Origin of the sequence: Marinomonas sp. PE14-40, assembly GCF_051623805.1 — a bacterium.
Lineage (GTDB): Bacteria > Pseudomonadota > Gammaproteobacteria > Pseudomonadales > Marinomonadaceae > Marinomonas.
In genome coordinates this window covers 3,292,667-3,318,880 of sequence record NZ_CP130700.1, presented here as the reverse complement: position 1 = coordinate 3,318,880, position 26,214 = coordinate 3,292,667, and the positions used below count along the sequence as shown (strand labels likewise).

22 protein-coding genes are annotated in these 26,214 nt (G+C 42.0%); 17 read left to right on the top strand and 5 right to left on the bottom strand.

Annotated elements, in window-relative coordinates:
* Positions 1 to 4: 4 nt before the first annotated feature.
* Positions 5 to 1,108 carry an ABC transporter ATP-binding protein gene (locus tag Q0A08_RS15365; RefSeq protein WP_438462394.1) on the bottom strand — a complete coding sequence of 368 codons (1,104 nt, stop codon included), beginning with the start codon at positions 1,106 to 1,108 and terminating at the stop codon, positions 5 to 7.
* 57 nt (positions 1,109 to 1,165) lie between these two features.
* Positions 1,166 to 1,948, bottom strand: coding sequence for an IclR family transcriptional regulator (locus Q0A08_RS15360; RefSeq protein WP_438462393.1), 783 nt, complete (start codon positions 1,946 to 1,948; stop codon positions 1,166 to 1,168).
* 280 nt (positions 1,949 to 2,228) lie between these two features.
* On the opposite strand from Q0A08_RS15360, the gene Q0A08_RS15355 reads away from it, so the two are divergent.
* From Q0A08_RS15355 to Q0A08_RS15280, 16 genes are all read left to right on the top strand, one after another.
* Positions 2,229 to 3,104, top strand: a complete 876-nt coding sequence (locus Q0A08_RS15355; RefSeq protein ID WP_438462392.1) for a carbohydrate ABC transporter permease — start codon at positions 2,229 to 2,231, stop codon at positions 3,102 to 3,104.
* Positions 3,104 to 3,955, top strand: a complete 852-nt coding sequence (locus Q0A08_RS15350; protein WP_438462391.1) for a carbohydrate ABC transporter permease — start codon at positions 3,104 to 3,106, stop codon at positions 3,953 to 3,955. The genes Q0A08_RS15355 and Q0A08_RS15350 overlap by 1 nt, the downstream gene beginning before the upstream one ends.
* 4 nt (positions 3,956 to 3,959) lie before the next feature.
* On the top strand, positions 3,960 to 6,092 hold the full coding sequence (locus Q0A08_RS15345) for an alpha-galactosidase (RefSeq protein ID WP_438462390.1): 2,133 nt from the start codon (positions 3,960 to 3,962) through the stop codon (positions 6,090 to 6,092).
* A gap of 35 nt (positions 6,093 to 6,127) precedes the next feature.
* Positions 6,128 to 7,915, top strand: coding sequence for an IlvD/Edd family dehydratase (locus tag Q0A08_RS15340; RefSeq protein WP_438462389.1), 1,788 nt, complete (start codon positions 6,128 to 6,130; stop codon positions 7,913 to 7,915).
* Entirely contained in the window at positions 7,915 to 8,694 is a 780-nt protein-coding gene (locus Q0A08_RS15335; RefSeq protein ID WP_438462388.1) for an SDR family NAD(P)-dependent oxidoreductase, read from the top strand. The genes Q0A08_RS15340 and Q0A08_RS15335 overlap by 1 nt, the downstream gene beginning before the upstream one ends.
* Positions 8,691 to 9,710, top strand: coding sequence for a 2-dehydro-3-deoxygalactonokinase (locus tag Q0A08_RS15330; protein ID WP_438462387.1), 1,020 nt, complete (start codon positions 8,691 to 8,693; stop codon positions 9,708 to 9,710). The genes Q0A08_RS15335 and Q0A08_RS15330 overlap by 4 nt, the downstream gene beginning before the upstream one ends.
* Positions 9,707 to 10,348, top strand: a complete 642-nt coding sequence (locus Q0A08_RS15325) for a 2-dehydro-3-deoxy-6-phosphogalactonate aldolase (RefSeq protein ID WP_438462386.1) — start codon at positions 9,707 to 9,709, stop codon at positions 10,346 to 10,348. The genes Q0A08_RS15330 and Q0A08_RS15325 overlap by 4 nt, the downstream gene beginning before the upstream one ends.
* A complete protein-coding gene (locus Q0A08_RS15320) occupies positions 10,348 to 11,229 on the top strand; it encodes an SMP-30/gluconolactonase/LRE family protein (protein WP_438462385.1) in 882 nt (293 codons plus the stop codon). Before Q0A08_RS15325 ends, Q0A08_RS15320 begins: the two co-directional genes overlap by 1 nt.
* 3 nt (positions 11,230 to 11,232) lie before the next feature.
* The gene (locus Q0A08_RS15315; RefSeq protein ID WP_438462384.1) at positions 11,233 to 13,203 is read left to right on the top strand and encodes a beta-galactosidase; all 1,971 of its coding nucleotides are present in this window, start codon (positions 11,233 to 11,235) and stop codon (positions 13,201 to 13,203) included.
* A gap of 114 nt (positions 13,204 to 13,317) precedes the next feature.
* Positions 13,318 to 14,547, top strand: a complete 1,230-nt coding sequence (locus Q0A08_RS15310; RefSeq protein ID WP_438462383.1) for an ABC transporter substrate-binding protein — start codon at positions 13,318 to 13,320, stop codon at positions 14,545 to 14,547.
* A 272-nt stretch (positions 14,548 to 14,819) separates the two neighbouring features.
* Entirely contained in the window at positions 14,820 to 16,292 is a 1,473-nt protein-coding gene (locus Q0A08_RS15305) for a bifunctional metallophosphatase/5'-nucleotidase (RefSeq protein WP_438462382.1), read from the top strand.
* Between the two features lie 19 nt (positions 16,293 to 16,311).
* The gene (locus Q0A08_RS15300) at positions 16,312 to 18,282 is read left to right on the top strand and encodes a diguanylate cyclase (protein ID WP_438462381.1); all 1,971 of its coding nucleotides are present in this window, start codon (positions 16,312 to 16,314) and stop codon (positions 18,280 to 18,282) included.
* 5 nt (positions 18,283 to 18,287) lie between these two features.
* Positions 18,288 to 19,457, top strand: a complete 1,170-nt coding sequence (locus tag Q0A08_RS15295) for a GAK system CofD-like protein (RefSeq protein ID WP_438462380.1) — start codon at positions 18,288 to 18,290, stop codon at positions 19,455 to 19,457.
* A gap of 317 nt (positions 19,458 to 19,774) precedes the next feature.
* Positions 19,775 to 20,785, top strand: a complete 1,011-nt coding sequence (locus tag Q0A08_RS15290; protein ID WP_438462379.1) for a response regulator — start codon at positions 19,775 to 19,777, stop codon at positions 20,783 to 20,785.
* Positions 20,785 to 21,744, top strand: a complete 960-nt coding sequence (locus Q0A08_RS15285) for a diguanylate cyclase domain-containing protein (protein WP_438462378.1) — start codon at positions 20,785 to 20,787, stop codon at positions 21,742 to 21,744. The genes Q0A08_RS15290 and Q0A08_RS15285 overlap by 1 nt, the downstream gene beginning before the upstream one ends.
* Before the next feature lie 229 nt (positions 21,745 to 21,973).
* Positions 21,974 to 22,879, top strand: a complete 906-nt coding sequence (locus Q0A08_RS15280) for a D-hexose-6-phosphate mutarotase (RefSeq protein ID WP_438462377.1) — start codon at positions 21,974 to 21,976, stop codon at positions 22,877 to 22,879.
* A gap of 53 nt (positions 22,880 to 22,932) precedes the next feature.
* Here Q0A08_RS15280 and Q0A08_RS15275 read toward each other — a convergent pair whose 3' ends face one another.
* Positions 22,933 to 23,709, bottom strand: a complete 777-nt coding sequence (locus Q0A08_RS15275) for an exodeoxyribonuclease III (RefSeq protein WP_438462376.1) — start codon at positions 23,707 to 23,709, stop codon at positions 22,933 to 22,935.
* A 118-nt stretch (positions 23,710 to 23,827) separates the two neighbouring features.
* On the opposite strand from Q0A08_RS15275, the gene pyrE reads away from it, so the two are divergent.
* Positions 23,828 to 24,475 (top strand): orotate phosphoribosyltransferase, encoded by a 648-nt coding sequence (pyrE, locus tag Q0A08_RS15270; RefSeq protein WP_438462375.1) that lies wholly within the window; start codon positions 23,828 to 23,830, stop codon positions 24,473 to 24,475.
* Positions 24,476 to 24,550: 75 nt separating this feature from the next.
* On the opposite strand, the gene slmA is transcribed toward pyrE, so the two are convergent.
* Both slmA and argB read right to left on the bottom strand, forming a co-directional pair.
* Positions 24,551 to 25,144: a nucleoid occlusion factor SlmA gene (slmA, locus tag Q0A08_RS15265; protein ID WP_438462374.1), complete on the bottom strand. Its 594-nt coding sequence runs from the start codon at positions 25,142 to 25,144 to the stop codon at positions 24,551 to 24,553.
* A gap of 68 nt (positions 25,145 to 25,212) precedes the next feature.
* Positions 25,213 to 26,118, bottom strand: a complete 906-nt coding sequence (gene argB, locus Q0A08_RS15260) for an acetylglutamate kinase (RefSeq protein WP_438462373.1) — start codon at positions 26,116 to 26,118, stop codon at positions 25,213 to 25,215.
* Positions 26,119 to 26,214 lie beyond the last annotated feature (96 nt).

The following is a 26,214-nucleotide window of genomic DNA, read 5'->3' as shown; positions in this document are numbered from 1 at the left end:
TTAGTTAGCTGCGACTAGGCACTGGCCTGTCGAGAATGGATTGGCCCTTTTCATTGAATAAGTAGCAATGAGAAAGTTGTGCACCAACATCAATGAGATCACCGTGTCGGCTTAAGTCATTACCTGATACTTCAAGGGTTAAACTCTTATCTTGGTAGCTAGCATATAAGAAACTGACACCACCTAGGTGTTCGGCTACATCTACAGAGACTTGGATTTTAAAGCACGCTTTTTCATCATGGGCGATAAGATGCTCAGGGCGAATACCGACTTTAACCTTGTCACCTACGCGACAAGTATTCGCAATAGCAGGTAAGGTAATGCTTTGGTCGCCAATGTTGATTGTGAGATCTTGTGCATTGACCGCACTGACTTTAGCATCTAAGAAATTCATTTTTGGTGAGCCAATGAAGCCTGCGACAAACTCATTTACTGGGTTATGGTAAAGAGTCATAGGCGAACCAACTTGCTCAACATTACCGTCTTTTAGTACAACGATTTTGTCAGCCAATGTCATGGCTTCAACCTGATCATGGGTAACATAAACCATGGTAGCGCTAAGTTGTTGGTGTAACTTAGCGATTTGAATGCGCATGTCGACACGTAATTCAGCATCAAGGTTAGAAAGCGGTTCATCAAACAAAAAGACTTTTGGTTCGCGCACAATGGCACGACCAATAGCCACCCGTTGACGTTGTCCGCCAGAAAGTTGTTTTGGTTTGCGATTGAGCATGGATGTGAGCTGCAAGATGTTCGCCGCATGACTCACCCTTTCTTTGATTAAGGCAGGGTCAGCGCCATTCATACGAAGGCCAAAACTCATATTTTCTTCAACAGTCATATGAGGGTAAAGAGCATAAGATTGGAAAACCATGGCAACACCGCGATCTGCGGGAGCGACTTGGTTCATATTGACATCATCGATGAGTAGATCACCGTCAGTAATATCTTCAAGTCCTGCAATAAGCCTTAAAAGAGTTGATTTACCACAACCAGACGGTCCAACAAAAACAACAAATTCGCCGTCTTGTAAGTCCAGATCTACCCCGTGTATGGTTTCAACTTCATTAAAACGCTTGATGACATTTTTTAATTTTATGGTTGCCATTATCTGTTAAACCCTAATAGTTTTGCATGATTAAAGCGTGATGCCTTTAGCTCAACATCACGCGGAGGCCATGGCCCCCATACGTTTGGATACTTCTTGGCAGGCTTCTTTTATGCGTTTTTGAAATAGTTCAAAACGCTCATCATCCACCCTAAAAACAGGTGCCGTGATACTTAGCGCTGCAATCGGTTCGTTGCGATAATTAAAAATCACAGAAGCCGCACATTGAATGCCTTCTTCGTGTTCTTGCATATCAAGAGACACGCCAGTTTGGCGAATCTTTTCTAATTCATTTCTGAGTTTCTTTTCGGTATCGAGCGTGGTTTCAGTGTGCTTAATAAAGCTTTGTTTGCTGATCGCATCAGCCAGTTCTTCTTCAGGAAGATAGGCAATCATGGCCTTGCCTACACCAGTACAATAAGCAGGACCTTTCTTACCAACCGCCGAGAATAAACGTAGGCTTTTTTGGCTTTCCATCTTATCGATATAAATTACTTCGCCTCTATCAAGTACGGCAAGGTGGATAGTTTCACCTGTTTCTTGCCAAAGCGTCTTCATCTGATCAGCCGCTAGATCACGTATATCCATGCTAGACCAAGCCTTATGGGCAAGTTCAAGTAAGCCATAACCTGGATGGTAAAGTTGGGAGTGATCTTCAAGGCGAACTAGGCCTTCATCGACTAAGGTATTGAGTATGCGATGGGCAGTTGCCTTGGGTAATTCTGAGCGTTCAACTAGGTCTGCAAAGCGCATTGGATCTTGGGCACAACACACTTCTTTTAAAACCATAAGGGCCTTGCTAAGCGAAGAGCCGCCAGATTTAGCGTCGGTATCAGCCATTCTTTTCTCCTTAAAATTCGGTTTATGAAAGTGGTGCTTAGTATCTACTCTTGTGTTGAATATGACTAGCAAACCTAATTAATAAAAGTGACATATTTAAGTAAAACTTAAAAAATGAAACTCCATTCCATTATTTGCACGAAACTGGAGAATGTCAAGATACTAGGGCGAATTTTAAAACTTGCAAAAATTGAAACTATGTTCCATTATTTGACTTGAAGTGATGTCAGGCGTCTTTTAACGGCATCAAATAATGATAAAAATAAGAGGTGATTTCTTCATGCAGAAGCTCCACAGCAGACAGCAGCAATGGATGCCTGTGCTATTTTTAGCACCTGCACTCATAATGTTTGTGGTTTATGTGATTTTGCCCATTAGTCAAAGCGTATTATTAAGCTTTTATGAATGGGACGGTTTGGGTGATAAAACCTTTGTTGGTTTAGATAACTATTTTGAATTGTTTGAAGATGAGCAATTCTGGTTAGCCTTGAAAAACAACATTTATTGGATGGTGTTTTACATGTTGGCACCGCCTTTAGGACTTGCCGTTGCCTTATTTTTAAACCAAAAAGTATTAGGCATTCGATTAGTTAAATCCCTCTTTTTCTTCCCTTTTGTTATTTCTCAAGTTGTAGTCGGCCTTGTTTTTGCCTGGTTCTACGACCCAAGTTACGGTTTGTTTAATATCGCTTTGACCAGCTTAGGTTTTGAACCTATTGCTGTGTTATCTGATGAAAACTGGGTGACCTTCGGCATTATCGCAGCGGGTCTTTGGCCACAAATCGCTTATTGCATGATTCTTTATCTCACAGGGTTAAACAACCTAAGTCCTGATCAGTTAGAAGCCGCTCGTCTTGACGGTGCGCACGGTTGGAAAATGCTTTGGCATGTGATTTTGCCTCAATTAAAGCCGGCTACTTTTATCGCCATTGTGGTGACTGTGATCGGGGCGTTACGAAGTTTTGACCTAGTTGCCACCATGACAGCGGGTGGGCCATTTGGTACCTCGAATGTACTTGCCTACTTTATGTATGAGCAATCTATTTTCAATTATCGCGTAGGTTACGGTGCTGCCATTGCAACTGTCTTGTTCCTAATTATGGATGTTTATATTGCCTACTTCCTATGGCGCATGCTGAAGAGTGAGAAAGCCTAATGTTTCCAACTCCAATAGAAAAATTATCAAAGTCGGTCAATATCAGTTATCGCGTGGCGATCTGGGTTGCCCTTATTATGTGGTTGTTACCTTTAATTGCGGTAATGATGACATCGGCACGCTCTGTTGCTGATATCAATATGGGTAACTACTGGGGCATTCCCGAGCAGTGGATGATTCTTGAGAACTACACTCAAGTTTTCACGTCGACGCCAATGGCCCGCTACCTTTTTAATTCCATCATGATTACTGTGCCTGCCGTTATCGGTGCAGTCGCTATCTCCACATTGGCAGGTTATGCCTTAGCTAAGTTTAAGTTTCGCGGTAATGTCCTTTTGTTCGCGACCTTTATTGGCGGTAACTTTGTACCCTTCCAAATTCTGATGATTCCAGTTCGTGATCTGACTATCTCTATGGGTCTATACGATACGGCAACAGGTTTGATTTTATTCCATGTGGCTTTCCAAGCGGGTTTTTGTACTCTCTTTATGCGTAACTTCATTGTCGGTTTACCCGATGAACTGATAGAAGCAGCGCGTGTGGAAGGGGTAAGCGAATGGAAGATTTTTTGGCATGTGGTTTTACCGCTAGTGCGACCTGCTATCGCAGCCTTGTCAGTTCTGATCTTTACCTTTATTTGGAATGATTACTTCTGGGCATTAGTGCTAGTTCAAAGTGATGAAGTACGACCCGTGACTGCCGGCATTAGTGCCTTGATGGGACAATGGTTAGCCTCTTGGCAGCTGATTTCAGCAGGGTCAATTGTTGCGGCGTTACCGCCTGTTATTCTTTTCTTCGCCATGCAAAAACACTTTATCGCAGGCCTGACACTCGGCGCGACTAAGGGTTAATGCTATGACAAATACACAAACAAATTTGCCGTCTGATTTTCTTAGACAAGATGTAGCGGATAAAACCTTAGTGCTTTATTGCCCTAAGGTGGGTGCACCTGAGTTGCTATATTTCTCGACTAGCTTGCCGCTAGAGACTGATCTTGTTGCACTAAGGTTGAGCCAACAAACTAGTATTCCACAGGCTATGTTAGATGAACCTGCGCCTTTGTCTTTATTGCCAGAAGCGGGCAAGGGGTGGCAAGGTTCTCCTGCTATGGAGATTGCTGCGAATGACAGACCGACGTGGGCACCACGTTGGTCTTTAGATAGGGTATTGAGCCGTGATGCTGGCTATCAAGTCTTCTTGTCTGACAATATCGCTGAATTAAGTGTTTGCCTAAGTTTAGGCTTAACTCAAGAAGGTATGTTTAAGCAAAGCCTTAGAGTGACTAACTTAGGTGAAGGTGAGCTGGACGTTCAACGTCTGGCGTTAACCATGCCGATTCCGGCTCACTTTACCAAACGTATGAGCTTTTATGGGCGCTGGTGTCAGGAATTTCAGCAACAGATTTCTCCATGGTTTGATACTTGGGTACAGGAAAACCGTGCAGGGCGTAATTCTCACGCAAACTTCCCTTCACTGATTGTCGGAGATGAGTTTTTCTCTGAGCTTTCAGGAGACCTATATGGTTTGCACCTTGCCATAAGTGGTAATCACAGATTAAAAGCAGATTACACCTTAGAAGGTCATAGATATGTGCAGGCAGAAGCTCTCTATCTAGCGGGTGAAATTAAGCTTAAAAAAGGCGAGTCTATCTCGACGCCAGATCTTTTGGTCTGTAACAGTGATGCTGGTTTGAATCAAATGAGTCAGGCTTTCCATCAACATGCTCGTAGCATTCTAAAGCTTGAAACCCCAAGGCCTGTTCACCTTAATACTTGGGAAGCTTTCTACTTTGATCATGATATGACACAGCTAAAAGCGTTGGCTGATGCCGCGGCTGAGGTTGGGGTAGAGCGCTATATTCTAGACGATGGTTGGTTTAAAGGCCGTAATGGCGAAAGAGCTGCCCTAGGTGATTGGTATGTAGATGAAGTGAAATACCCGCAAGGGTTAACGCCTCTTATTGAGCATGTGAACAAGCTTGGTATGGAATTTGGTCTTTGGTTTGAGCCAGAAATGCTGAACCCAGATTCAGACCTATATCGAGCACATCCAGACTGGGCCCTGCAATTAAGTGACTACGCTAATGTCATGGGCCGCTATCAAATGGTTCTGGATCTCGCCAATCCCGAGGCTTACCAATATATTCGTGAAAGACTTTTCAGCCTACTTGGCGATCATAATATTGCCTATGTTAAGTGGGATATGAACCGTGATTACAGCCAAGCAGGAACAGATCTTGCGCCTAAAGCTCATGCACAAGTGCAGGCACTATATCGATTATTTGGGGAGCTAAATGAAGCGTTTCCATCGGTAGAGTTTGAATCGTGTTCATCTGGTGGTGCACGAGTAGATTTTGGTATCTTGGCTTACTGTAAGCGTTTTTGGGCATCAGATTGTAATGATGCTTTAGAAAGGCAATCTATCCAGCGTGGTTTTAGCTATTTCTTCCCACCGGAAGTGATGGGATCTCATATTGGCCCTGATAAGAGCCACACAACCAGTCGTATTCATGATGTTAATTTTAGAGCAGGCACCGCCATGCTTGGGCATCTAGGTATCGAATGGAATTTGTTAGAAGCCAACCCAGAGCAAAAGGCGAATATTACCAGTTGGATAAACCATTATAAGTCGAATCGTGACTTGCTTCATAAGGGCAACAATTGGCGCTTACCAAGTGCTGATGGCTGCGCTCAAGCGAATTGGGCAGTGAATTATGCAGCGACTCAAGGTGTGCTGGTTTATTGCCAAATGACTATGCCAAAACAAGCGCAACCTTTACCGCTGAAGTTGCCTAATTTAGTTCCTACCCAAAATTATAGGATCAAGGTGCTAGAGCACAGCCCTATTCCTAATCATTTAATGAAAGCTATGCCTGCTTGGTGGGGGCAAGACCTCATTCTCAATGGTGCCAGCTTAACCAAGCTAGGCCTGCAATTACCCATTTTAGACCCAGAATCTCTGCTATTGCTGGCAATAGAAGCATGCTGAACATGCTGCTTTAAGTATTCACGAGGAAAGATCAAATGACTGATAACAAGAAGCCATCCACACCAGAAGAGTTAAATCTGGTTAACCTTGATGATGAGAAACCTAGCACAGGTAAGCCATTAAGAAGTCAGCAATGGTATGGCAAGTTAGATAAAGATGGCTTTATTCACCGTAGTTGGATGAAGAACCAAGGTTTACCTGATCATAGCTTCGATGGCAGACCGATTATTGGTATCTGTAATTCTTGGAGTGAGCTCACTCCATGCAATGCTCATTTGCGAGAGCTGGCTGAATATGTAAAACGTGGTGTATGGGAAGCCGGTGGTGTGCCACTTGAGTTCCCTGTGATGTCTTTGGGTGAAACCCAGATGAAACCAACCGCCATGTTATTCCGTAACTTGATGAGCATGGATGTGGAAGAGTCCATGCGAGCTTACGGTATTGATGGTGTGGTGTTATTAGGTGGTTGTGACAAGACAACCCCTGCACAACTGATGGGTGCCTGCTCGGTCGACTTACCCACCATCATAGTGTCTTCTGGTCCTATGCTAAATGGTAAGTATCGTGGCCAAGATATTGGCTCTGGTACCGATGTTTGGAAATTCAGTGAAGCAGTGCGTGGTGGACATATGAGCCTTGACGAGTTCATGCGTGCTGAGTCTGGTATGTCTCGTTCTCGCGGTACTTGTATGACGATGGGGACAGCCTCAACTATGTCTTGCTTGGTTGAAGCCTTGGGCATGTCTTTACCAGAAAACGGTACCTTGCCTGCCGTAGATGCAAGACGCCAAGCGCTTTCTCACCTTACCGGTAGACGTATTGTTGAAATGGTAAAAGAAGATCTAAAACCGTCTGATATTCTAACCAAGTCTGCGTTTGAAAATGCGATCCGAGCCAATGCTGCTGTGGGTGGTTCAACCAATGCTGTGATGCATTTATTGGCTATTGCTGGCCGTGTTGGTGTGGACTTAAGCCTAGATGATTGGGACAGAATTGGGGCTGAAATTCCTTGTCTTGTTGACCTAATGCCATCGGGTAAATATCTCATGGAAGACTTCCATTATGCTGGTGGCTTCCCTGCTTTAATTGAACGAATGCGTCACCTCTTTGATATGGATACTAAGAGTGTCACAGGTGTGAGCTTAGGTGAATCCATGCAAGGTGCTGAGTGCTTTAATGATGATGTGATTAGAACCTTAGATAACCCGTTGAGAGATAAGGCAGGTATTGCTGTGTTACGCGGTAACTTGTCCCCATTGGGTGCCATTATTAAGCCCAGTGCTGCGACACCTGCTTTGTTACAGCACAAGGGTAAAGCTGTGGTGTTTGAAAACATTGAAGACTACAAAGCCCGCGTTGATGACCCTGAGTTAGACATAGATGCGGATTCTATCATGGTGCTTAAAGGTTGTGGCCCTAAGGGTTATCCAGGGATGCCTGAAGTGGGCAACATGGCGTTACCAAGCAAACTATTAGAGCAAGGCATTACCGATATGGTACGTATCAGTGATGCTCGTATGAGTGGTACGGCATTTGGTACCGTGGTGTTACATGTTGCACCGGAATCGACTATTGGCGGCCCTTTAGCCTTAGTTGAGAACGGTGACGAGATCTCCTTAGATGTGGCGGGTCGCAGTCTACATTTGCATATCTCAGATGAAGAAATGCAAGCCCGTAAAGCCAAATGGCAACCAGAAGAAAGTGAATATCATAGGGGTTACGCCAAACTTTACATCGACCATGTCCTACAGGCAGATCAAGGTGCCGATCTTGATTTCTTGGTGGGCAAAAGTGGTTCTGTTGTTAAAAGGGAGTCTCATTAATGTCCCAGGCACAAATTGAAAATTTAACCAACTACCCTAGTTTGGATGGGCGCCATGTCTTAGTGACAGGAGGTGCGTCGGGAATAGGGGAAGCCTTAGTGAAAGCCTTGGCACAACAAGGCTGTGCAGTGAGTTTTTTTGATATTGATGAAGAAGCGGGTAATCAATTAGCCCAAAGCCTCAATTCACATGGTATGCGAGCTCATTTTGAGTTGGTGGACCTCACTGATATTGAGATGCTGAAAGACAAAATCCAAGCAAGACTTGAGGTTTGGGGGGCAATTCGTGCTTTAGTCAATAATGCGGCTAATGATCATAGACACACACTAGCAGAGCTAAGTTCGGACGAATTTGATCAATGTATGGCGGTGAATCTAAAGCATCACTTCTTTGCGGCACAAAAGGTGGCACCACTTATGGCAGAAGCCGGTGGTGGCAGCATTATTAATATGAGTTCTAACTCTTGGATGTTGGGTCTAAGCGGTTATCCAGGTTATGTCACAGCAAAAGCGGGCATAAGTGGTTTAACAAAAGCGCTAGCACGAGAGCTTGGACCAACTAAGGTACGAGTAAATACTGTACTGCCTGGTTGGGTCATGACAGAGAAACAAAAAGCCCTTTGGCTGACGCCAGAGGCAGAAGTTGAGTTAATGCAGCAACAAGCATTACAGGAAAAGATTCAACCTGAAGATGTGGCGGATCTAGTCCTCTTCTTGGCAGCAGACGATAGCCGAATGATTACTGGACAAAGCCTGGTGGTAGATGGTGGCCGTTTATGAGTAAAGCGTCTCAGGAATCAGCGCGAGTGCAGGATTATCTCTGCATTGCAGTTGATTGGGGAACGTCAAATTTGCGAGCTTATTTGCTTGATCAAGAGGGTAACTCGCTTGATCAAAGGGAAAGTAATAAGGGCATTTTAAATGTTGTACCTGGTCAGTTTGAAACCGTACTGACTAATTTAGTCGGTGACTGGTTAACCCAGGGATTGCCTATTCTAATGGCAGGCATGGTAGGCAGTCGCACAGGTTGGCAAGAAGTCGACTATCAAACCTGTCCACTTAGCCTAGAGACCTTGGGTGAAAAACTACATTGGTTAGAGACTGGTCTGGATTGTCCTGTGGCCATCGTGCCGGGCTTACAAGGGCGTGGTGTCAGTGGTTGCAATGACATAATGCGTGGTGAAGAAACCCAATTATTAGGTGTGCTTGATTGGTTGCAAAGCCAGCAATCAGACGAAGATGTCTTGTGCTGTATGCCGGGTACTCACTGTAAGTGGGTACGTATCGAGCAAGGCCAAATTAAGCAATTTTCTACCACTTTTTCAGGTGAGTTATTCGCCAATATCAACCGTGACTCTAGTTTAGTGAGAGGCTTACCTAGCTCAGAAACCTTAGACGTTGAAGCTTTTAAATTAGGTTTAGCGACCAGTCAGCAACAAGGTGGATTGTTACATCACCTCTTTAGTGTGCGCAGTAATTACATCAGTAATGAGCTTAGCCCTGATCAAGTGCGAGATTACTTGTCTGGTGTGGTCATAGGTCATGATGTGATGGATATGCTAAAGGCGATTCCGGATCAAACTGAAACAGCTCAAAAGGCTGGAAAAGTGCATCTCATTGGCAGTCGTGGACTGTGTGACAGGTATGCCATTGCTCTGGAATCCATGGCAATAGAGCATCTTTTTATTGAGGCGGGAGAAGCCAGTATTCGCGGTCTCAAACGATTAGCAGAGCAAAACCAAGGCTGCTTTCAGACTTTTAATCAAGAACGAAATTTAGGGGAGTGTAATCAATGAAAGACTTTTCAACATTAATGGCCCAATTACCTATGGTTGCTATTCTTAGAGGGATTAAACCCGAAGAGGTATTGGATCATGCTGAAGCTTTGATTGACGCCGGTTTTAGTATTTTAGAAGTCCCCCTTAACTCTCCTGAACCTTTTAAAAGTATTGAAATGCTACAACAAAAATATGGCGATAAAGCTTTGATTGGTGCTGGTACTGTGATGCGTAAGGATCAAGTTGAGCAACTTGTCGAAATAGGAGCGGGTCTGATGGTTTGTCCTCATACGGACGTTGAACTTATTCGCGCAGCTAAAGCGGCAGGATTATATGCTTTCCCAGGTTTCTTTACCGCTAGCGAAGCCTTTGCTGCCATGGACGCTGGTGCCGATGCGATCAAGCTTTTCCCAGCAGAAGCGATGACTTCACCCAAAGTGATTTCTGCCTTATGCGCGGTTGTTCCTAGAAGCGTTCGTATTTGTCCTGTAGGCGGTGTAACACCTGACAATATGAGTTCATACATTGATGCGGGGGCTCAGGGATTCGGTTTGGGTTCAGCGCTCTATAAAGCAGGACAAAGTGTAGAAACAACCGCTAAGAATGCTCAAGCTTTTGTGGCTGGTTGGAAGGCTATTTCAGAGGCTGCACGCTAATGTTATCCATGACCTCTGTAAGCATTAAACAGCACCAATTATCCGAAGGGCCTTTTTGGTGTGATAGAAGCAATGCTTTGTATTGGGTCGATATTCCAGGACAAGAAGTTTGGTGTTGGCATCAAGCAAGCGGACTAAGAAAAAGCTGGCGCTTCGATAAAAAAGTCTCAGCGGTATTCACCACTCAAAGTTACCGTTTATTACTTTGTCTAGCAGACGGCGTTGCTTACTTTGATCCTGAAACAGAAGCCTTAGAATATCTCTGCAAGCTTGATGAAGATAGGCCTAATAATCGTCTTAATGATGCCAAATGTGATCAGGATGGTGTGCTTTATGTTGGCTCTATGGATGATGATGAGAACTTAACAACGGGTCGTCTTTGGCAGGTTGATCAAACGGGTCAAAAGACCTGTTTATTAGATGATATCGGTATCTCAAACACCCTCGCTTGGGACTATTCTCGCGATCGCTTCTATTTTGCTGACTCAATGAAAGGGGAAATACATGCTTTCCCTTGGTCTAACTTTCGAGATGTAAGAAGTGACGCTGCTTTTGTCAAAACACCAGAAGGCTTTGGTCCTGATGGATCTTGTTTAGATAATGATGGCAATCTGTGGAATGCCATGTGGGGCGCAGGAAAAGTAGTGTGCTATACCCCAGAAGGGGTGACGAAGCATGTTATTGACCTCCCTTTTAAATGCCCAACAAGTTGTGCCTTTGGTGGAGAGAAGGGTGATATTTTATTTGTCACTTCAGCCAGTGTAGGCGAGATCAACCCTGCAGATAAACCCTTTGCAGGACAAGTCATTGCGATTAATTTGTTTAAAACCTTAGGCATAAACGTAAGTGGCGCACCGAGCCAAGCGTTTGCTGGAGCATAAAGTATGAAGTTAGGTGTTTGTTATTACCCTGAGCATTGGCCTAAATCTCGTTGGCAGGCTGATGTTAACGCTATGGCTGAGATAGGTATTGAGTATGTGCGTATAGGTGAATTTAGCTGGAGTCGCCTTGAAGGGGTTGAAGGTGAATATACTTGGGGTTGGTTAGATGATGCCTTGGAAGTCTTGGCGAATGCCGGGCTTAAAGTGATTTTAGGGACACCAACAGCCACACCGCCTAAGTGGCTGGTGGATAAGCATCCTAGTATGCTGGCCCGAGATGAAGCTGGCCAAATAAGAGGCTTTGGTTCTCGTCGTCATTATAGTTTTGCTAGCCTTGATTACCGCCAAGAATGTCGTCGAATTGTGACGGATATGGCTAAGCGTTATGGTGCGCATGAGGCGATAGTCGCTTGGCAAACGGACAATGAATACGGTTGTCACGATACTATTTTAAGTTATGCGGAAGTGGATCTTGCGGCCTTTAAAGTTTGGTTAACAGAGAAGTATTCTAATATTGAAGCCCTCAATCAGGCTTGGGGTAATGTTTTTTGGAGTATGGAGTATGCAAGCTTTGACGAAATAGAGCTGCCTAACCTGACGGTTACCGAGGCTAACCCTGCCCATCGACTCGACTTTCACCGCTGCTGTTCAGATCAGGTTGTTGCCTATAACAAGCTCCAAGCAGATATCTTGCGCGAGTATTCTCCAGGGCGAGATCTAGTGCATAACTATATGGGTTTCTTTACCGCTTTTGACCATCACAAGGTGGGACAAGATCTAGATGTCGCAAGTTGGGACACTTACCCTCTTGGCTTTCTTGATCAAGAAGCGATTTATCAAGATGAAGAAAAACAAACTTATTTACGCACAGGTCATCCTGATTTTGGTGCTTTCCATCATGACTTATATCGTGGCTGTGGTAAAGGGCGCTTGTGGATTATGGAGCAACAACCGGGCCCGGTTAACTGGGCGCCACATAACCCAACACCTGCCGATGGCGCGGTAAGGCTTTGGACTTGGGAAGCCTTTTCCCATGGGGCTGAATTAGTTTCTTATTTCCGTTGGCGCCAAGCGCCGTTTGCTCAAGAGCAAATGCACTCAGGTTTGTTAAGGCCTGATGCTAGCAAGGCCGAAGCCGCTTTCGAAGCACAACAAGTGTCTGATGAAGTGAACCAGTTAAGCCAGCAATTGGGCCTAGATAAGGATGAGCTAGAAGCTTTACCGAGTGCTGGTAGTGTCGCACTGATGTTTGATTACGATGCCTGTTGGGCATTGGATATACAGCCGCAGTCTCAGGCATATCGCTACTTGTTCTGGTGTTACCGGGTTTATGAATCCTTAAGAGAGCTTGGGTTAAGTATCGATATCATCTCGCCTAAGAGTGATCTAAGTGCTTATAAAATGTTGGTATTGCCAGCGCAAGTCGTGATTGACGATACCCTTCAGCAAGCGCTAGATAAATTTGAAGGTGTCTTACTGGTTGGGCCGCGCTCTGGTAGTAAAACCTCTGATTATCAGATCCCTGAAGAATTAGCACCAGGTAAGCTGCAAGCATTAATGCCGCTTCAAGTTGAGCGTGTTGATGCCTTACCAGAGCATACTCAGCCTTTGGTTAATGGTGCTTGGGGAGAAGGCAAGCTAAAGCATTGGCGAGAGCAGATAAATACTGAGTTAGCGGTTTATTTAGAAGATGAACAAGGTAAGCCAGTTCTAGTGGGTGAGAATAAGCGTTTTTATCTTGCTGCTTGCTTAGATAAGCCTCTGTTAAAGGCCTGTTTTGAAAAGCTTGCTTTGCTTGCTGACATTCCAAGCTTTTATCTGCCTAAAGGTGTCAGGGTTCGCCATAGAGGTAAGCTGATATTTGTTTTTAACTACGGACAAAATTCAGCGAACTATACGCCTCCAGCTGCAACTTGTTTGATTGGCCAAGCTCAGATTGCACCAGCTGGTGTCAGTATCTGGTTGAAATCTTAGAAATGTACAAAAAATAAACTGAAACTAGGTTTCATTTATTGACGAAAGTAAAAAATTGCTTAATACTGAAACTGTGTTCCGTTTTATAAAAATAATAGTGAGGATCTACTCAACATGAAAACCATTAAGTCTTTAATTGCTGGTACAGCTATGGCTGCTGCCGCTTGGTCGGTACAAGCTGGCACGCTTGTGATTAACTCAGACCAAGCTGATCCAGCGCCTAAAAAAGCTTTTGCTGAAATCGTTGAAAAATTTACCGCTGAAAATCCGGATGTCGAGATTAAGTACAACTTATACGACAAAGAAGGTTATAAAACGGCAATACGAAACTGGTTAGCAACATCGCCACCAGATCTAGTTTTCTGGTATGCGGGTAACCGTATGAAGACGTTTGTTGAACGTGGCATGTTTGAAGATGTAAGTGATATTTGGGACAGCGAAGATCTGCACTCAAGCATGAGTACAGCAGAAGCAGCTATGACAATTGATGATAAGCAGTGGGGCATTCCATATACTTATTACCAATGGGGCGTTTACTATCGTAAGGATATCTTTGAAGCGCGCGGTCTAAGTGAGCCAAAAACTTGGGATGAGTTTTTAGCTGTCTCTGCGGCATTGAAAGCAGATAAAATTGCGCCAATTGCGATCGGCACTAAGTATCTTTGGACTGCCGCTGGTTGGTTTGACTACTTGAATTTGCGAACTAATGGTTTGCAGTTCCACATCGATCTAATGGATGGCAAAATTCCATACACAGATGAGCGTGTACGTAACACTTTCGAGAACTGGAAGCAGCTTGTTGAGCCAGGCTATTTCTTAGAAAACCATGCGTCATACTCTTGGCAAGAAGCTCAACCATTTATGTATAATGGCAACGCTGCTATGTACTTAATTGGTAACTTCATTACGCCTAATTTCCCGAAAGAGTTGGATGGTAAAATGGGATTCTTCCAATTCCCACAAATCGATCCAAGTGTTCCTATGGCTGAAGACGCGCCGATGGATACAGTACACATTCCTAGCAAGGCGAAAAACAAAGAAGACGCACGTAAGTTCTTGAAATTTATGGCTCGTGCTGACAATCAAACCTTGGTTAACGCTGCCTTATTACAGATTCCTCCGCACAAAGATGCAAAAGCTGTTGATAACTACTTCCTTAATAAAGGTGTAAATATGTTATCAAATTCGGCTGGTACAGCTCAGTTTTATGACAGAGATACTGCACCAAGTATGGCGAAGGAAGGGATGAAAGGTTTCCAAGAATTCATGGTTAAACCTGAGCGATTGGATGCCATTTTGAAGCGTCTTGAGAAAGTGCGTAAGCGTACTTTTAAAGTGAAGTAAGCTTTCATTCGCGATGCAAAAGCAGTGCTCTAATAGAGTGCTGCTTTTGTCGTTTTAGGGTGTTATTAAATGCACTCACCTCATTGGGAAATTCAGCTTAATTGAGTATTTACCGATTAGCGCAGTCATTAGGTTGAGGGCTAATTGATAGGGAACTAGCCTGAAAATACGCAAAGAACTTACTAAATCACCTTAAATGTTACAAAATAAGCATAGTTAGATCAGGCTTTTTGATAAATACTTAGAGCCTGAATCAATGTAAGGTCAATGTCATGAAAGCGCGTGTTTTATTTACAGTCTCGCTTATTCTATCAAGTATATCTCTATCGTCGCAGAGTTTGGCGGCAAGCTTGGTATTCAGTTCTAACTTGCCTGATATATTAATCCCATCTGAAAAACCAAATTTGAGTCGCTTGGCTGGCTTTGTGGATGAGCTGGAGCAAGACAGTAGTGGAGAAGTTCTTTTCATTCATGGTGGTGATAGCTTATTCCCCAATGCGCTCTCTAATTATGATTCTGGGGCACATATGATAGATGTACTGAATCATATGCAAGTGGATTTATTTGCCGTCAATCAAAGAGAGTTTGCCAATGGTCTTGATCAGCTGACATTAAGATCAAGTGAAGCCAACTTCCCTATGGTGTTGTCAAACCTATTGGATAAGCGTACCAATGATACGGTGGAAGGTACCTTTCCAAGTTACATCTTAACCGCAGATAATATTAACTTTGGTTTTATTACGATTTTAGACGACTCTATTAACCAAACGTATTTACAAGGTGAAGTTTCAGTATTAAATGTTGTTCAGACAATTAATAGACTTAACAGAAATTTAAGAGCAGAGGGTGCGGATAAGGTCATTTTAATTACTGAAAATGATGTGATTAAAAAAATAGATGAAAGTGCATATAAACCTCTTGATTTAGTATTGGTAGCCAAAGAAGGGAAGGATTATATTGATAATGATTCTACGCCGATAAAAGTATTTAGCGGTGGTCACGATGGCGATTTGGCTATTATCGAGTTCAAGAGTAAAAATGCTCAGTTAAATGCTCGTATTGAAAGCTATCGTGATAAACAGGAAAGTAAATCTGTTTATCAAACTGTTCAACGGTATATAGATAGACTGAATATTATTTTAGAATATGAGTTAGCCGTTCTGACCACGCCACTTAATTCACTGCGTGCCAACATTCGCACTAAAGAAGCGGCAATAGGTAACTTATTTGCAGATAGCATGCGAGATTACGCAAAGACTGAACTGGCTGTGATAAATAGCGGAAGCATTCGAGGTTACCAAGAGTATCCCATTGGTAAAACATTAAAACGCTCTCATATTAACCGTGAACTGCCTTTTGGGGACCATATTCATACCATTGAAGTGAATGCTGATGAAATTCACGCCATGATGGAAAACTCCTTAAGTAAGGTTGATGTCATGTCAGGGCGCTTCCTACAAATTTCTGGTTTTAATGTGAGTTATGACTTGTCTCGTTCGCCTTTTGATCGGGTACTAGAAATCAATGTAGCTGGAAAACCACTCGAAGAGCGTAATTACACACTATCTTTATCTGGCTATTTATTAAGGGGTGGAGATGAATATGAGATGTTTAAAGAGAAGACTGAGTCCTATACTTTAAAAGAGACTCGTCTGTTATGGACAATAGTATCTGACTATATAGAGCGTCATAAAGAAGTGAATGTGGCGCTTGATGGGCGCTTAGAAGATTTAACACCTGAGTAGGGTTAGCACAGGAGTTCTAATGAAGTTTGAATCATTACCAAAACATTTTTTCCATTCTCTAAAATTCAAAATGTTAGTTGGTTTTGTGCTTTTGTTTGCTTGTATCGGAATGATGAATTGGATTTCAATGGATAGGATGCAAACCTTTGAAAATACCATAGTACATAATACCCAAGAGCAGTTGCCTATCATGGAGGCTGCTTCATTAATGCAAACACAAGTCGCTTTTTTATCTGGCTTGATGACGCAAATGACCGAGGCAAATTCTCAAGCTGAGTTGCGTATTGTTTCGGATGAAATTAACTACCTTTTAAAAGGGATTGAACAACAGCTAGAGAGGCTGGATGTGAATACCCCGACTGAGCACTTGTTAGCGATTTTAACCAAGCTAACAAATAGCCTAGAGGCGACTGCACATATACAAAGTCAGCACATCATTAAAAGTAAACAAGTATCGCAAAACATAAAGCATATTTTGTCCAATGCTTTGGACAGCATGGAACGAGGGAATTTACTGCACCGCCAAATTTGGATACCTATCTCAAAAGAGATTTCGCTTTTATTATCTAGTACTAAATTATTTGAGATCTCTGCTTCTGAACGAAAAATTAAAAGAATTATTGCTCAACATAAAACATCTAAACACTTGTTGGATGAAGATGATCAAGCGTTATTGCAGCAAATAATGGGTGATGTCGGTCTTTTTTATCAACTTAAAGTAAGAGAAGAAAAGCGCAAGGATCTCTCTAGTATCACCACTCAGAATCAAATCTTATTAGACGGTATGACAGAAGATAGTTTGCGCCTTTTTGATCAAAAAAGTCAGGAGGTCAAAGCCCGAGCAAATGAGTTGATATCTACTATAGATCAGGCCCGTTTTAATTATTTTGTCATCATCGCCTTTGGTTTGATTCTATTTGTTTTGTCCTTACTTTATTTAAAAGACATTTTGTTCTCACGCCTTATTATGTTGAGTAATTTGATTCGTTCGGGGAATTTGACTAAGCATGATCTACAAAATTTTGATTTAAAAAATGAGATAGGTGATATTGCTTATCAACTCAGTAATTACCTTACTACGATAGACAGTCAGCGTAATCAACTGCAGCAGGCAAGTGAGCAGTTAGCCAATGTAATTAAGTTTTCAAAATTACGAATAGCGATTGTTCAAGACGAGCAAATTGTTTATCACAATCAGTCTTTTCCGCGTTTATTTGATCGCACAGAAATGCGTAATGTGGGTGAACTCCCTGCTGAAATATCAAAAGCAATCACCCGAAATGGACTAATCCGACATACTAGCTCAATTATTTTAAAAAGTTTTTACAGTGAAGCTTGGCAGAGGTGGTTTGATGTCTCTTCTGTGACCATTTTATGGGAAGGTAAGGAGTCTAGCCTTGTCAGTTTAGTGGACGTAACTGATAGGGAAAATGCAGCAAAAGAGTTTAAAGAGACTATTTCTTTGGTGGAAAAAGAGTCTCAAAAAGATGCTTTAACAGGCCTTTATAATCGTAAAATCTATGCCTCTACTTTGGAGTTGTTAGAACAGCAGTCGCAAGATGAATCCTTTGCTATGTTGGTGTGCGATATTGATAACTTTAAAGCTTATAATGACAGTTATGGGCACCAAAGTGGTGATGATGCGTTAAGAGCTGTTGCGCAAACGATTGCGAGTTTCTGTCAACACAAGGATGTTGCCTTGCGTTATGGTGGTGAGGAGTTCTTGCTGGTGCTGTTTGATCGTAACGATGAAGAAGTAAGTGATATTGGTCAGCGCATTATTAACCAGGTTTACGATTTAAATATTCTGCATAAAACGTCTGAGTTTAAGCGAGTGACCATTAGTATCGGAGTTGCAATCAAAGGTGAATCGTTAGTGACTCACCCAAGAAGTTGTTTTGAATTAGCCGATCAAAGATTGTATATGGCTAAACGAAATGGCCGTAATCAATTGATAGATCAAAGTACACCGTTGGAATTAGAAGGTTAGTCTTTATGCCAAGTATTTGGCGGAAATTGCAAATTCCAGATCCGATTCGTATCGGTCGCTCTCAAAAAATGCCAGAGTTAGGACCTCGTATATTATTTTTTAGTGGCGGCTCTGCATTAAATAAAATCAGCCGAGCTCTAAAAAGCTATACCCATAATTCTATTCATTTAGTCACGCCGTTTGATTCTGGTGGTAGCTCTGCCAAGTTACGTGATGAATTTAATATGCCAGCGGTAGGCGATATTCGAAGCCGTCTCATGGCCCTAGCGGATGAAACTGTCTTAGGGCAGCCTGATGTATATGATTTGTTTCATTATCGCTTAAACCCAGATCAGGACAATCAGACCTTAAGGCAAGAGTTACTGCGATTAGAGTCTGGTGAACATCCTTTCATGATTAAAATTACCTCACCTCTAAAAGAGTTAATTCAGACCCAGCTTTCTATTACGAATGCCAGTATCAGTCAGGACTTTGACTTAAGGGGTGCCAGTATTGGTAATCTCATCATTGCGGGTGGGTATTTAAACAACGAGCAAAAGATAGATCCGATAATTTTTCTTTTTTCTCGCTTGGTTAAGGTGCTAGGTGAGGTGAAAACCATTACAGATACATCTCATCATATGGTGACCTTACTAGATAATGGTGAGACCTTGGTGGGCCAACATAAAATGACAGGCAAAGAATGTGGTGCTATTTCTTCTGCTGTAAAAGAAATCTATTTAACGCAAAGTCTAATAAGTTCAAAACCCGCTGCAGTGAAATTAGGCTCTGACCGGCATAAAATGATCAAAGAAGCCGATTTAATTTGTTATCCGCCGGGTAGTTTTTACAGTAGTGTTTTAATTAATCTAGTACCAGAAGGTGTGGCTGAGGCTATTTTAGCGAATCCTAACCCTAAAATTTATATTCCTAATTTAGGAAACGATCCAGAGCAATTTGGATTAACCTTGTTACAGCAAGTAGAAACTATTATTCGCTTTGTACATAAGGGAGAAAGTGAGCAGAATTCATTAGGCGCTTTGGACTTTTTATTACTTGACGAAAAGCTCTCTTATAATGGTTTAAATGAAATAGAAGCCTTAGGGGTGACTATAATAAGAGCGGATATTGCGGATGAAAAAGCGCATAACTATCATGATAGGAAGTTATCAGAAGCTTTAATTTCGATACTCTGAGTTTTTTTGACATTTTATTGTAAATAATTAGCCTTATTGGATAAGTTTGACTAGTTTTTGAACAGGAAATAAGCATAATAGCGGCCATTAAGGATAATAGAGTTCGCTAAGTAAATTATTAAATTATCCTTACCTGCTAGATGATGGTTACAAATGATAACCTAGTGTACTTTCCATTACTGTTTATTGCCGCTAGTAACCGTTAAAGTTTAAATTAAATTCTAATATACGTGCAAAATAAGCATATCAATATATAGTTTAAATATTCATAAGTTAATGGTTTAAGCCTAATAGTTTTATACCTAAAGTGAGATTTCATGAGTGCCAAAGTTCTTATCTGTGATGATTCCAGTGTAGCGAGAAAACAGCTGTCAAAGTTGTTGCCGGCAGATTGGACGGTCACAATTTTGTTTGCTGAACATGGTGAGCAAGCGTTAGATATTCTGGAAAGTGAAGACATAAGTTTAATGTTTTTAGACTTAAACATGCCTGTACTTGATGGTTATCAAACCTTAGAAAGAATGCAACAGGCTCAAATGACAACCAAGGTGATTGTTGTTTCCGGTGATGTTCAAGCCCAAGCGCTTGAGAGAGTTCAGTCATTAGGTGCAATTGATTTCCTTAAAAAGCCAGCCACAAAAGACATAATACGCGCCGCTCTTGAACAACATGGTTTAATGGGTGATGAATCAAATGATGACCCTCATTTGATCATGGAAGATGAGGGTATAGACTTCTCATTAAATGATTGCCTTCAAGAAGTTTCAAACGTTGCTATGGGGCGCGCGGCAAGTGTACTTGCTGACATGTTAGGGGTATTTGTTAAATTGCCTGTGCCTAATGTGAATATGTTAGAGGTAAGCGAACTGCAAATGGCATTAGGCTATAACGGTGAAAGCAACCGTTATTCAGCAGTCTCACAAGGATTTGTGGCGACGGGTATTGCACTCGAAGCTTTACTGGTTTTCTCTGATTCAAGTTTTCCTGATATGGCTAAGCTGTTGGGTTACCAAGAAGAACTAGATAAGAACTCTGAAGTAGAGTTATTGATGGATGTGTCTTCCGCGCTAGTTGGACCTTTTATTTTGGCTTTAGCCCGCCAGTTAAATATTGATTTTAGTGATAGCCACCCTGTTGTATTAGGGCAACATGTTAAGAATGATCACCTAATTAATGCGAAAAAAGCGGCCTGGAAACAAACCCTAGCAGTAGAAATTACCTATGAGGTTGAAAACTATCAAGTGAGCTGTGATTTGATCTTATTGTTTACAGAAGACTCAGTGGCCACACTTGAGAATCTACTCTCTTACTTATCGGAGGACGAATAATGTCGAGTGCAGTAGATGAAATGTTAGAACTACATTGGCTGTTTGATATGATTCAGACAATCGATGTTGGGTTAGTGGTACTGAATACAGACTTTGAAGTTGAGTTGTGGAATGGCTTTATGGAAAACCATTCGGGCATTACCTCATCAAGCGCGAAAGGAAAGCAGCTATTTTCAATGTTTGAAAATATCCCTGCTGAATGGCTAAAGAATAAGCTTAATAATGTTAAATCTCTTAAGACGCCTTTCTATATTTCTTGGGAACAGATGCCTCATCTTTTCCCATTTACCTCCTACCGTCCAATTACCAGTTTGGCCGATAAGATGTACCAGAATGTGACTTTGAGACCTATCTCCCATGTAGATGGCTCTATTAAGCATTTATGTATGGTTATTTATGATGTGTCTGATATTGCCACCAGTAAGGTTTCTCTTTCCAGTGTGAATGTGAAATTAGACTATGTTAAACGTAACGACATGGTGACAGGTCTTAAAAACAGAAGCAGCCTTGAGCAAGTATTAGCAACAAACTTTACGGCTTTTCAAGCGGATACCAGTACCAATCATTCCCTTATTTTGATGGAAGTAGATGAGTTAAGACAATTCCACCTAGAGCATGGTTATAGTGTGGGCGATGAAGTCTTTGAAAAAGTGGCAGAATTACTGGGTGAATCTGTTCGTACAGGGGATTTTGTCAGCCGTTTTACTAGTGGTATGTTTGCGATCCTGTTAACCAATGTGACTCAGGTTAAAGCCGAACAATACAGCCAAGGTTTAGCAAAACGTGTTGCTTCAACCAAGTTTGGTACCTCAAAAGGGGATATTAAATTAACCATGAGTTTTGGGGTTGCACAAACTCGTGATACTGATACTTCTGCTGAAGAATGGTTAGGTCGAGCGGATAAAGCGCTCTTTGCCGCACAAACTAAGGGTGGGAATTGCTCCGAAGGTGCGGTATAAAATACAAAAAATGATCTTTAAAAAGCCCTGATTATTTCAGGGCTTTTTTTATGCAGGCGTAACCCTTATATTTTGTATTTTAAGATCCTGTTTATTTGTTGGGTGTGACAGTTTGATATGTATCTATATCAAGACTAGTGAATTAAACCTAAGTAAACCTCAAATGGTCTTATATTAATTTAGTGATCTTATCGCTAAGATGCTGTTTCGGCTAATTGAGGAGAGTTAAATGGACAAGCAATTGATGGAAGACCTTGAAATGGTAGGGGGAATGCTAACCCCAACGAGTCTTCGCGGTTGTGATGAAATTTTAATAGAACAGCCAGGCTTTAGTGCTCGTATTGCACTTTGGGGTGGCCACTTGGTTAGCTTCACACCAGAAGGTGAAGAAGACCTATTGTTCCAATCAACCCAAGTCACGCGTGACTCGCGCTTTTCTAGAATCCATATGGGTGTACCTGTATGTTGGCCTTGGTTTGGTGCACATGACACTAATAAGGAGCTCCCTGCCCATGGCCTTGCCCGTTATTTTCGTTGGCAGCTAGCCGAAGCCGGGCACTTTAAAAATGGTGATGTGAAAATTCAGTTAAAGCTGGCATCAGAACAGCACCCTTTGATTGAAGATATGTGGGTGGATGCATTTGAATTAAGACTAGTATTTCGATTAGGCGATGGCTTTGAAGTTAATTTTTCTGCCGCGAACTTATCGGATAATGATGTGCAGATTTCTGAAGCGTTACATACCTACTTTAATGTAGGCAATAGCGAGCAAGCCGAAGTGAAAGGCTTAGAGACTTGTCACTACCAAGATAAGTTTGAAGGCTTAGAGTCCGTTCAGTCAGGGTCAATTCAGCCTTGTACCGAATTGGATAGGGTGTATCTAGATACACCTGACACGACTTTATTAATCGACCCTGTGTTTGCTCGTACTCTTTCCATAAGCCAAGAAGGTGCAGCGAGTACCGTAGTTTGGAATCCCGGCGCAAAAAGGGCAAAAGAAAGAGTAGATTTACAAGATGATGAGTACTTAAATTTTGTTTGTGTAGAAAGTGCTAATGCCCTATCGAATACCTACACTCTAACGTCAGGTTCGATTCATCAGCTTAAATTAAAAGTAAAATGGGAAAAGCACTGACCTATTCATTTTATTAAGATCAAAAAAAAGGGCATTTTAAATGCCCTTTTTTATTAATCGATATCATATTCCATGATAAGTGGTGCATGGTCTGCAAAGCGCTGATCCTTATATACGCTACCTGAGCGTATCACCTGTTTTAAGCCAGGTGTGGTAATTTGGTAATCCAAACGACCGCCTTCATCTAGCTTCCAAGCACGTTCATAATCTGGCCACCAAGTATATTGCTTGTCTTGCTTGTTGATCTGGCGATAAGCGTCTATGTATTCATGCTCATTAAATATCTCGTTTATCCATTGACGTTCTTCAGGTAAAAAGCCTGAGTTGCGCTGATTTACAAACCAGCTGCTGACATCAATAGGAGAGCGAGCAACATTCGCCGTTCCACAAAAAATAAACTCTCTGCGCTTACGTCGGGTTTTGATTAAGTGGTTCTTGAAACCTTCCATAAAAGCATACTTATGATCTTGTAGCTCTTGCTCATGATTGGAACCATGAGGGGCTAGGAAAGATGCGATGCTGACTTTATCAAAATCTGCCTGAATGAATCGACCTTCAAAATTACATTCACTAAAGCCTATGCCTGTCATGATAGCTTTTGGCATTGTTTTACAATAAATAGCCACGCCAGCTGTATCAGGGTCATTCAATGAATCAAAAAAGTAAGTGTTATACCCTGCTGGAAAAAAGACGTTATCGTTTAAGCTGGCTTCTTCTGCCTGAATATCTTGTAGACACACTACATCTGCGTCTTGTTTTATCATCCAATCAAAAAAGCCGCGGTCTGCTGCTTGTCTGATACCGTTTACATTAAGGCTTATGACCTTCATTTCTGGTCCCTACAATTCAATGCCATGTGTTATATTAGCGCCTATCTTAATTGAGGCTTTGTTCGCGAGCCTTCTAGAAGCACACTTTTCGTTTATTAATGCAATTTTGGAGCCAGGTATGAAACCTTACCAAAAAGAATTTATTGAATTCGCCATTTCTCAGGGAGTACTGAAATTTGGTGAATTTACCCTTAAATCTGGTCGAGTGAGTCCATATTTCTTTAATGCTGGACTGTTTAACTCAGGTCAAGCGCTTGCCAAATTAGGTCGCTTTTATGCTGCCGCTTTGGTTGAAGCGAATGTGCCTTACGATGTTTTGTTCGGACCAGCTTATAAGGGTATTCCTTTGGCAACAACTACAGCTGTTGCCCTTTATGATCATCATAATGTAGATACCCCCTATGTATTCAACCGTAAAGAGAAAAAAGCACACGGTGAAGGTGGTAGTCTTGTTGGTGCGGAGCTTAAAGGCCGCATCATGATTATTGATGATGTTATTACTGCAGGCACTGCCATTCGTGAAGTGATGGCTATCATCTCTGAAGCAAACGCATCACCTGCAGGTGTGCTGATTGCTCTAGATCGACAAGAACGTGGACAAGGTGAATTGTCTGCTATTCAAGAAGTCGAACGTGACTTTGCTATGCCTGTTATCAGTATCGTCTCTCTTAATGACATTATGACTTATTTAGCAGAACAAGAGTCTGAGGCATTCTCTCAGCATCTTGACGCGGTAAAAGCATATCGTGATAAATACGGTATCTAATAAGCCATAATAAGCATTTACTGCCTATAAGGACGTAGTTTTCTCTACGTCCTATTGTATTTTAATTCTCTGCTATTAACAGCTAACTATTAAGTTTTGGGACAATAATTTCCATTGTTCCGGCCAATGTGCACTTGCTTTGTTTTTAAACTCGCTTCGTACATACTGGCGAATCTTACCTTCTGCTGTTGCAACCAATATATTGGCGCTCGCTGCGACACTAATACTAGTGCGTAAACCTTGCTTAAGCTCAGCTTCACGTAGAATTTGCTTTATTTGAGTCTCAATACGCTCAAACAATTGGCTAATGCGCTTACGTAAACGTTCAGTTTCGCCTGCAAGGGCGTCACCTGTTAGTAAACGACACATACCTGGGTTTTGATCTGCAAAGCCTAAGGTTAATTGTAAGATCAATTGCACCTTATTTTGTACATCGTTTTCTTCCTGAATAATACGATTAATCCGCGAAAATAAGCTGTCTTCAATAAACTCAATCAAGCCTTCGAACATTTTTGCTTTACTTGGAAAGTGCCTATACAAAGCGGCTTCTGATACGCCGACTTGCTTTGCTAATGCTGCTGTAGTGATCCGTGCACCAGGGCTGCTTTCAAGCATTTGAGCCAATGCTTGAAGTATCTGAGTGCGACGGTCAATCTTCTTATTACTCATAATTTTTTCCAATATCAAAATAGTGCTTTAGGCGAGCTGTCCCTTGCACAAACCTAATATCTAATAGCCTAATTTAATGATTTGTTGGTAATTAAGGTACCAACCCCTTCATCAGTAAAGATTTCTAACAAGGTAGAATGAGGGACACGACCATCAACAATGTGGGCACTGGTTACACCTGCGTTAACTGCAGAAAGTGCACAACTGATTTTTGGTAACATGCCGCCATAAATGGTGCCGTCAGCGATCAATGCATCAACTTGAGCGGTACTTAAGCCAGTTAATACATTGCCATCTTTATCTTGAACACCTGAAATGTTGGTCAGTAGCATGAGCTTTTCAGCATTCACTGCTTCCGCTACTTTGCCTGCAACTAAATCTGCATTGATATTGTAGGAGTTACCTTCAGCATCAACACCGATAGGTGCAATGACTGGGATAAAGTCACTGTTTTCTAGCATTTTAAGAACGCTAGTATCGATAGAGTCCACTTCACCTACATGGCCAATATCAACGATCTCTGGTGCTGCACCCGGGCTTGTTTGTGTTTTAACAAACAATTTCTTCGCCTGAATAAAGCCGCTGTCCTTACCTGTTAAGCCAATTGCTTTACCGCCAGCATTATTAATTAAATTAACGATACCTTTATTGACCTGACCGCCTAAAACCATCTCAACTACGTCCATAGTACGTGTATCTGTGACACGCATGCCGTTGATAAATTTAGATTCGATGTTGAGCTCTTGCAAAAGCTTGCCGATTTGAGGGCCACCACCATGAACAACAATCGGATTGATACCAATCAGTTTCATTAAAACGATATCTCGCGCAAATCCAGCTTGAAGCGCTAGATCTGTCATTGCGTTACCGCCATATTTGATAACCAAGGTTTTGCCGGAGAAACGTTGTATGTAAGGTAAAGATTCGCTCAGTACGCTGGCAATTTCTAATGCAGAATCACGCGTTAAAGGCATGAAGGTAGGGCTCCTAAAGTTAAGCTCGTACAAAGTCATGGACTCGGTAGAGAATCGTATAATTATTATGTTTTTAAAGAATGCTATAAAGATGTC